Below are 7956 nucleotides of genomic sequence, written 5' to 3' on the forward strand. Positions count from 1 at the left end.
GATGTGTCAAGATGGGCTTGGCACATGAGAAAAAGAGTTATTTACAGGAAAAAGCCAATCTTTTTGAAATTGGCTCTTCCGTGATACTCGGCGGAATCTGTACGGTCTGGATTTTCTCCGGCGGCATTCGAGATGCCCTGCGCTTGTTCCGCGATCTGCGAACAAGCCGCAGCGACGCCAGTGACGACGGTTTCGTCCGGCAGGATGAAACGAAATCCTGAAACGGCCGGAAATTCCGCCCGGACAAACAGGCATCTGCAAACAGGCCATATTCCGCCGGCCGGGAGACAACTTCTCCCGGCCGGCATTTTCACAACCGGTATCGGAAGCGGAAAATGCTTGACAAACCGCACCGTTCTTGCTATATTATCACAAAGGGAGAAGAGGATCTCCCTGAACCCAAACGGATGAGTCAGGAGGAGCAGAAATGCAAATCATAAAATCTGGAATGCTTGGCGCGGCAATCGGCCTCGCCGCCTTTCTCGCGTAAGCGCCCAGCCAGCTCCATGGTGATGGTGGATCGAGGGGAGATTTTTTCGAAGGGGAAGATGGCCACAAAATGAATGCCGTCAGACGACGATGACCGCCCGACGACATTTCCTCTTCATAATACGAGCCCGAGCTCATTGACTACGTTGTTTCGCCCCGGGGATCAGCGAATCAATCTGTCCTGCCGGAGTGGAATTCAAACGCGGTAGAACGTCTTCGAGCCATTTGCGAAAGCAGATGTCGTTTGCTTTGCATGTTGCAGCGAATGAATACGGGGATTGAGCGGCGTAGAAGGCTCGAATTCCCCCGCACAGACTCTGGTGATGACCTCTTTAAAGTCAGCCCCCGTAACAGGATCGCGCAGGGTGACGATCTCGTTGAGGATCATGCCGAGGGCGAAAACGTCGGTCTGCTGCGTGGCGGCGCCGTCCCGAAATGTTTCCGGGGCGATATAGGAGGGCGTTCCGTCGAGATGGCCTTTGCGGTCGGTTCCTTCCGGGCAGGCGATGCCCCAGTCCATTACATAGACTTCGCCGTGACGGCCGAGCATGATGTTTTCCGGCTTCAGATCGCAGTGGATGATTCCTCGGCTGTGGCAGTATTCGATCGCATCGCAAACCCGGAGAAAACTTTCGAGCCGTACCTGAAGAGAGCGTTCGTAACGCCGGTTGCGGGGCGGTTCCTCCCGCTGCCGTTCGCGGCAGCGTTTCAGATACTCTTTTAGAGTAATGCCGTTGACAAGCTGCATCGCCAGATGGAGACCGTCCGCGCTGTCGGTGTCGAGGCTGTACAGGGGAACGATCGCCGGATGGTCGAGCTGGGCATTGAGCTTGGCTTCCGCGATGAATTTCCTGACGCTTTCCGGCCGGGCAAGATGTTTTTCCTTCAGGGACTTGATGACGACCTTCCGGCCGAGAATCAGATCCTGCGCCAGAAAAATCCGCCCGAATCCGCCCTCCGCGATCAGTTTCAGGATTTTGTACCGGCTGCCGCTCTTTTCCAGCATGCGGCGGAATTCAACAGAGGAATCGGCGGCAAGATCCACCGTTTCAATCGCCTGGTCGGAACCGCTGATGATATCGCTCAGATGGGTGCCGGAATTACCGACGGCGGCGTTTTCCCGCTGTTCGTCCATAACCTGCGTGAAATCAATATTGTCCGGGGAAGTCGATGGCTCCATGTTCTGCCTCCTGATATTTCCGTGCGGTTGTCATCCGGCCTGTGCGGCCGGAAGAATCTTCGCAATCCACTTTTTCACGGCGTCGCCGGATTGCGGGATGCTGTCGCGTGAAAAGGCCGCGCCGTCGAGGAGGTTCGCTTTCGGGCAGAGCTTTTTCATGTCCTCCGGGTAACGTCCGAGTCCGCTGCCGCCGTGGGTGGTGAACGGAACTAGCGTTTTGCCGGAGAAATCATGACTGGACAGAAACGTCGCCACCGGCGGCGCCATCGTATTCCACCAGTTCGGAGTGCCGACGAAAATCACATCGTATTCGTCGAGTTTTTCCGGCATAGCGACAAGCTCCGGCCTGAATCCGGCGTCGATCTCCCGGCGGGCCTGCGCGACCACTTCCTTGTGATTGGCGGTATAAGGCTGCTTCGGCTTGATTTCAAAGATATCTCCTCCGGTCTCCTCTTGAATCATGTGGGCGATTCGCCGGGTATTGCCGAAAGAGTGCGAAAAATAGACGACCAGCACTTTCCGCGGGCTGTCCGAGGCCGCGCCATTCGGATTGTCCTGCTCGGAAAGCGGCTTTTCCGGCGGGTCTCCGCAGCCGGCAAGCGCCAGAGCCGCAAATAAAACAACCGCCAGCATCTTTCGAATATTGCTTTTTTTCATGATCGGTTCCCTTTTCATTTCCGAAGATATTTCTCAAAGAAGCTGTCCAGTTTCGGCAGCGTGATCTCCAGATAGTCCGGGCGGTCGTAGAGGTCGACATGCGTGGCTTTCGGGACGATGAACAGCTCCTTCGGCTCAGCCGCCTTGCCGTAAGCGTCCTCGCTGAAATATCTGGATACGGCGTTCTCTCCGGCGATGAACAGCACCGGGCGCGGCGAAATCGTTTCGATCTGCGCGAACGGAAAGAAGTTCATCATCGGCGCCAGGCTGGTGAAAGAGTAATAGCCGGTCGAATTCGGATGGTTTCCGCGCGGCGTGTCGTAGTAGTCCAGAAAATCGATGGCGAACTTCGGCGTGCCGGCGTCCACTTTTTCCGGCAGCGCACGGATATCCTTCCGCGCTTCGCCGCGAAATTCCCGGGAGCGCTGTCTGCCGACTTCGTCGAGAATTTTCATGCGCTGTTCATAGGTCTGCGTGTCGCCGACACCCTGACAGTGCGCTCGTCCCATATCGTACATGCTGATCGTGGCGACCGCTTTGAGGCGATGATTGATCTGGGCGGCGCTGACGGAGTAACAACCTCCTCCGCAGATGCCGAGAACGCCGATGCGTTCTTCATCCACCAGCGGATGGTTGCTCAGAAAGTCGGTGGCGCTGAAATCCTCCACCCGCGTTTCGGGGCTTTCGATATAACGCGGTTCGCCGCCGCTTTCGCCGTAATGCGAAGCGTCGAAAGCGAGCGTCACATAACCGCGTTCCGCCAGTTTCTGCGCATAAAGTCCGGAAGTCTGCTCCTTTACGCCTCCGAACGGATGGCCGACGATGACCGCGGCATGCTTCCGGGAGCGGTCGATGTTTTTCGGGATATACAGGTCGCCGGCCACTTCAATCCGGAAACGGTTCCTGAAACGGACCTTCTCCACGATGACTTTTTCACTGGGCAAAAAGGTGTAGTGAGAGGTCGAGGCGCAGCCGGTTCCGCCCAGCGCGAGTGCCGTTCCCGTCAGAATCGCCAATGTGTTCTTTTTCATGATCGTTTCTCCTTCCGGTTAAATGCCGGTCCGTTTTTCCAACGCTTCGGGATAACGGTCGCCGACGACTTCGACCTCTTCGAGCGCCGCGTTGATCCGGGATAATTCTCCGGTGGAAAGTTCCAGCTCCGCCGAAGCCAGATTCTCCTCCAGCCGCGCGAGTTTCCGGGTGCCGGGAATCGGCACGATCCACGGTTTCTGCGCGAGCAACCATGCCAGCGCCAGCTGGGCGGGAGTGCATCCCTTTGCCGTCGCCAGTTCGTCCAGCAGCGCGACCAGCTTCTGATTCGCTGCCAGCATTTCCGGAGCAAAACGGGGAACGATGCTGCGGAAATCATCTTTTCCGAAAGTCGCCCCCGCTTTGATCGTCCCGGTCAGGAAGCCCTTGCCGAGCGGACTGAACGGTACGAGACCGATGTCGAGTTCCTCCAATACCGGCAGCAGTTCTGTTTCCGGTTTGCGCCACCACATCGAGTATTCGCTTTCGACGGCGGAAAGCGGCAGGACCGCATGAGCGCGCCGGATGCTGCCGATACCGGGCTCCGAAAGTCCCCAATGCAGGACCTTTCCGGCGTCAACCAATTCCTTGACTGCTCCGGCAACCTCCTCCGCCGGGACATCCGGATCGCCCCGGTGCTGGTAATAAAGGTCGATCGCTTCGACTTTCAGTCGTTTCAGCGAACCCTCCACCGATTGGCGGATCACTTCGGGACGACTGTCCTGAAGTTGTTTGCCGTCAATGACCTGAATACCGAATTTGGTCGCGATCTTCACCTCGCCGCGAAACGGGGCCAACGCCTCGCCGACCAGTTCTTCGTTGAAATAAGGGCCGTAACATTCAGCGGTATCGAACATGGTGACGCCGAGTTCGACCGCCCGGCGGATCAGGGCGATCATCTCCTTCCGGTCCGCCGCCGGACCGAAGCCGTGACTCATGCCCATGCAGCCGAGTCCGATTGCCGATACTTCCAGATTGCCGAGTTTTCTTGTTTTCATTTGGAACCTCCTTTACAAAATATGTTTTTCCCAGAACTTGACCGCCTCGCCGATCCAGCCTTCCGCGCCAGTTCCCCTGCCGGAGCCGAAGCCGTGGCCCACATTGCGGTATAGGCGGAACTCAACATCGATTCCGGCGCGTTTCATTTCCTGCGCCCGGTGCTCCACGGTTGCAGGACTGGCGATCCGGTCCTCCGAACCGACTACGGAAAAAGTCGGCGGATCGTTCCGCGTGAATTCCGACTGTCCGGTGTAGGCCATCACGACCGCCGCCGGTTTCGGGAAAAGGCCGGAGGAACCGATGAAAGCCGCCTTGCGCGCCCCCGCCGAACTTCCCCACAGCGAGTAATGTTTCGTTCCGACACCAAGCTCATCGGCATTCTGAAAGATGAATTTCAGCGCCGCCGCCAGATCTTCAACGGCATATTGCCCGCCGCCGGTGCGATATTTCAGCACAAAGGCGTTGTAACCTTTCCGGCTGATCTTGGCCGCGTATGGAAATCCTTCGTGAAAAGAACCGACGTAGGCGAACCCGCCGCCCGGATTCACCACCGCGAACGGCGCCCCCGGCTTTCCCCGGTAGAAAAAGAGTCCCGTATTGCGTTTTGCGGGAACCGCCGTCTTTTCCTGTTCCGTGTAGATGTCGTAAAAGATTTTTTTCCCGGCATCGGCGTCGCCGATCAGGCGGTTGAGCGAAGCGGCGGCTTCCGCCGGTTTCACATTGCTGTGATACGGCAGAAGCGTCGCAACCTGATCCAGCGGAACGTCATAATTCCGGTCGTCGTCCCACGGCAGCAGACGCCGCCCGAAATCCCGGAAAGCCGGGTGATTCACAATATCCTGAATGGAATCCGTGGTCCTGATCTGTGATGTCTGTTTATTTCCCGTCATCTGGCCGACTCCGATCTCTTTGAGCCATTTCGTTATCCTGGCATCCATTTTCTTCAGCGAATCCCGGTCCAGCTCGAATTCTCCGGCCAGTACCGCTCCTGGCGCGTATTTGCGGATGTCCTTCAGGCTGTGCCCGATTCCGTAGCCGCCGTGAGTGAAGAACGGCACAACGGTCTTTCCCGACAAATCGTGATCGTGCAGAAAGGATGCCACCGGCGGCGCAATCGTGTACCACCAGATCGGCGAGCCGACGAAAATCACATCGTAGTCGCGGATGTTTGCCGCTTTCGTTTTCAGTTTCGGCAGAAAGCCGGAATCGACCTCCTCCTTGCCCTGTTTCACCACTGCCTGGTAGTCTTTGGAATACGGCGTTTCCGGTTCGATTTCTATCAACGTGCCTCCGGTTTTCTGCCGGATCGCCTCTGCGACCCGCCGTGTGTTGCCGGTATAGGAGAATACGGCAATCAGGATCTTTTTCGAGCCGGGAGGCACTTTCGCCGTTTCTTCCGCATTGCAGCCGCTAAAGAGAGGAAGACATAAAAATATTGCCGATAATAATGTTTTCCAGGCAAGTATTTCCCCGCTTGGATATCCAGACTCCATTTGCGGAATGTCTCTGTAAATGTCAAAGTACAATAATTGCCATTCATTTTCTGCCGAGCCCTGTGATAAATTCGACCGTTTCCGGATTATAATGTGAAAAAAATGCGCTTTCCGCGCGGTCCAGGGTGGCAATTTGAGCCAATTCCCCGTCTGTGAGCCGGAAATTAAAGACATCTAAATTTTGCACCATCCGTTCCCGGTGAGTTGTTTTCGGAATGACCACAATGCCTTTCTGGATCAGGAAACGCAATGCCACCTGAGCAACGGATTTTCCATGTTTTTCACCGATTGATGCCAGTATTTCATTGGAAAAGATATTGTTCCTTCCTTCTGCAAGCGGTCCCCAGGACTCATGCTGAACTCCGTATTTCAACATAATCTCATGCGCCTTGACCTGTTGCTGAAAAACATGGGTTTCCACCTGGTTGACTGCCGGAGGAATCTCGACAAACTGACAAAGGTCAACCAGACGATCCGGATAGAAATTGCTGACTCCTATCGCACGGGCTTTGCCTTTCCTGTATGCTTCTTCCATGGCTCGATAGGTTCCGTAATAATCATTAAAAGGCTGGTGGATCAGCAGAAGATCAATATAGTCTGTCTGCAATTGGCGTAAGGATTCCACGATTGAAGCTCTGGCTTTTTCGTATCCGGCGTTGGAAATCCAGATTTTGGTAGTCAGAAAAAATTGGTTTCGTGGAATGCCGCTTTTTCTGACTGCAGTTCCGACACCGTTTTCATTACCATATGCCTGGGCTGTGTCAATTGAGCGATAACCGACTTGAATGGCTTCAGAGACAAACCGTTCACTTTCTGCCGGAGTTACCTGATAAACTCCATATCCGAGAACCGGCATTTCAACATCGTTGTTAAGCTTCACATATTCCATCATAATCCTCCATGTTTTCGCCTTGTTTTTTGGATGATTTGTGTTCCATTTACAATAGTCGAAACTTGTAGGCTGCAGTCATTTTGCATCACTCATCAAGTTCTTCTATCATCAATATAATGGTTACAGTAACTCTAATTCAATATCTGAAAAAAAATTTTTTTTGCGGTGTAAACGTACAAACAAGAACCCACAGAACGAGAGCGTCAAATGATATGACACATTATCACACACGACATGAAAATGCAGACATCATATAGTTTGTAATCAGCTTAAGGGAAAATCATATGCACAATATTCCCCCAAAAGCTTATTTTCTCTGATTGCTGTCCAACAGAAAGTCGGTGAGCAGAATAATTTTCGGGTAAGTCCAATCATTATTCTGGACTTGAATCAGCTTCACCATAAAGGAATCCAAGTTTGTATTGTTTCCCCACCACATTATACTTGTCAGGTAACACCATCAAAGTTCACGCATTCGGCTTGAAAAAGCTTGTTTTAGATGTATATTATTAAATTTAATTAATTTTGAAAGGCCTGATTCTGTCATGAAAAATTGCCCGTTGCCCGCAATCCTGATTTTTTCAGTGGTGCTGACCCTTACCGGTATCACTACAAGTGCAGTGTACCATACCGCACCTCAGGATTACAGCCGGTTCCAGAACCAGGAAGCCGACCATCAGCTTACGGACGCCTCCCGGATGCAATCCGATGAATGTGAATTCTTCTCCGGCAATTACGAAACAGTCGGCAGAATTCTTACCCGTTCCAATGAGACCCGTCTCACCCAGTCGGTCCGCCCGGTATTTCTGTTGAAGCCAGGCAGCTTCCCTGCCGAATGCGTCTCCACGCGCTTCAGCTTCGCGCCACCGACGAACTTGCGTCTGCATTTGCGGATCTGGCTTTCCCCTCGTCCCAAAGCAAGAGCGGATCCATCCGTTGCATAGCACCATTCTGTCGCTTGAATGTACGGTATCTGTTTTCTGCATTTGCATTAGAATTTGAATTTGTAACCGGACCTCTCGATCTCTCTGCCCGAAACCGCCAGAGCTGTTTCTCCGCATATGGATCTGAGCGTTCCGGAATGAATCGGCTCGTACACTCTTTGCGGCATCCCCCCTGCTCATTAATGCAAGAAAACCAAGGAGTGTAATGATGAAAAAAATAGATTTTATGCTGACTGCGTTCCGCGACGGATTCCAGTCTGTATTCGGCGCCCG

The 7956-nt window shown here is 53.7% G+C and carries 7 protein-coding genes and 1 pseudogene; 1 reads left to right on the top strand and 7 read right to left on the bottom strand.

Annotation, left to right across the window (positions count from 1 at the left end; translation table 11 throughout):
- The coding region (locus Q0K10_RS15175) for a hypothetical protein (RefSeq protein ID WP_294508866.1) at positions 1–221 on the top strand (221 nt) is incomplete at its 5' end.
- Positions 222–623: 402 nt separating this feature from the next.
- On the opposite strand, the gene Q0K10_RS15665 is transcribed toward Q0K10_RS15175, so the two are convergent.
- The 7 genes and pseudogenes from Q0K10_RS15665 to Q0K10_RS15205 form a co-directional block, all read right to left on the bottom strand.
- Entirely contained in the window at positions 624–728 is a 105-nt protein-coding gene (locus Q0K10_RS15665) for a hypothetical protein (RefSeq protein WP_366943030.1), read from the bottom strand.
- Positions 686–1669 carry a serine/threonine-protein kinase gene (locus tag Q0K10_RS15180; protein ID WP_294508869.1) on the bottom strand — a complete coding sequence of 328 codons (984 nt, stop codon included), beginning with the start codon at positions 1667–1669 and terminating at the stop codon, positions 686–688. The genes Q0K10_RS15665 and Q0K10_RS15180 overlap by 43 nt, the downstream gene beginning before the upstream one ends.
- A gap of 30 nt (positions 1670–1699) precedes the next feature.
- A complete protein-coding gene (locus Q0K10_RS15185; RefSeq protein ID WP_294508872.1) occupies positions 1700–2326 on the bottom strand; it encodes a flavodoxin in 627 nt (208 codons plus the stop codon).
- 14 nt (positions 2327–2340) lie between these two features.
- Positions 2341–3246, bottom strand: a pseudogene (locus tag Q0K10_RS15190) (alpha/beta hydrolase); the annotation flags it as partial.
- 129 nt (positions 3247–3375) lie between these two features.
- Complete coding sequence (locus Q0K10_RS15195) at positions 3376–4353, bottom strand: aldo/keto reductase (RefSeq protein WP_294508878.1); 978 nt, start codon at positions 4351–4353, stop codon at positions 3376–3378.
- A gap of 12 nt (positions 4354–4365) precedes the next feature.
- Positions 4366–5736 (bottom strand): flavodoxin, encoded by a 1371-nt coding sequence (locus Q0K10_RS15200; protein ID WP_294508881.1) that lies wholly within the window; start codon positions 5734–5736, stop codon positions 4366–4368.
- Between the two features lie 154 nt (positions 5737–5890).
- Positions 5891–6736 (bottom strand): aldo/keto reductase, encoded by an 846-nt coding sequence (locus Q0K10_RS15205; RefSeq protein ID WP_366943031.1) that lies wholly within the window; start codon positions 6734–6736, stop codon positions 5891–5893.
- Between the last annotated feature and the right edge of the window lie 1220 nt (positions 6737–7956).

It is taken from the genome of uncultured Victivallis sp., assembly GCF_944391105.1.
Classification (GTDB): Bacteria; Verrucomicrobiota; Lentisphaeria; order Victivallales; family Victivallaceae; genus Victivallis.

Coding starts and splice junctions, on each gene's coding strand:
- Q0K10_RS15180 (WP_294508869.1), bottom strand. CDS start 1,669: ATGGAGCCATCGACTTCCCCGGACAATATTGATTTCACGCAGGTTATG.
- Q0K10_RS15185 (WP_294508872.1), bottom strand. CDS start 2,326: ATGAAAAAAAGCAATATTCGAAAGATGCTGGCGGTTGTTTTATTTGCG.
- Q0K10_RS15195 (WP_294508878.1), bottom strand. CDS start 4,353: ATGAAAACAAGAAAACTCGGCAATCTGGAAGTATCGGCAATCGGACTC.
- Q0K10_RS15205 (WP_366943031.1), bottom strand. CDS start 6,736: ATGGAATATGTGAAGCTTAACAACGATGTTGAAATGCCGGTTCTCGGA.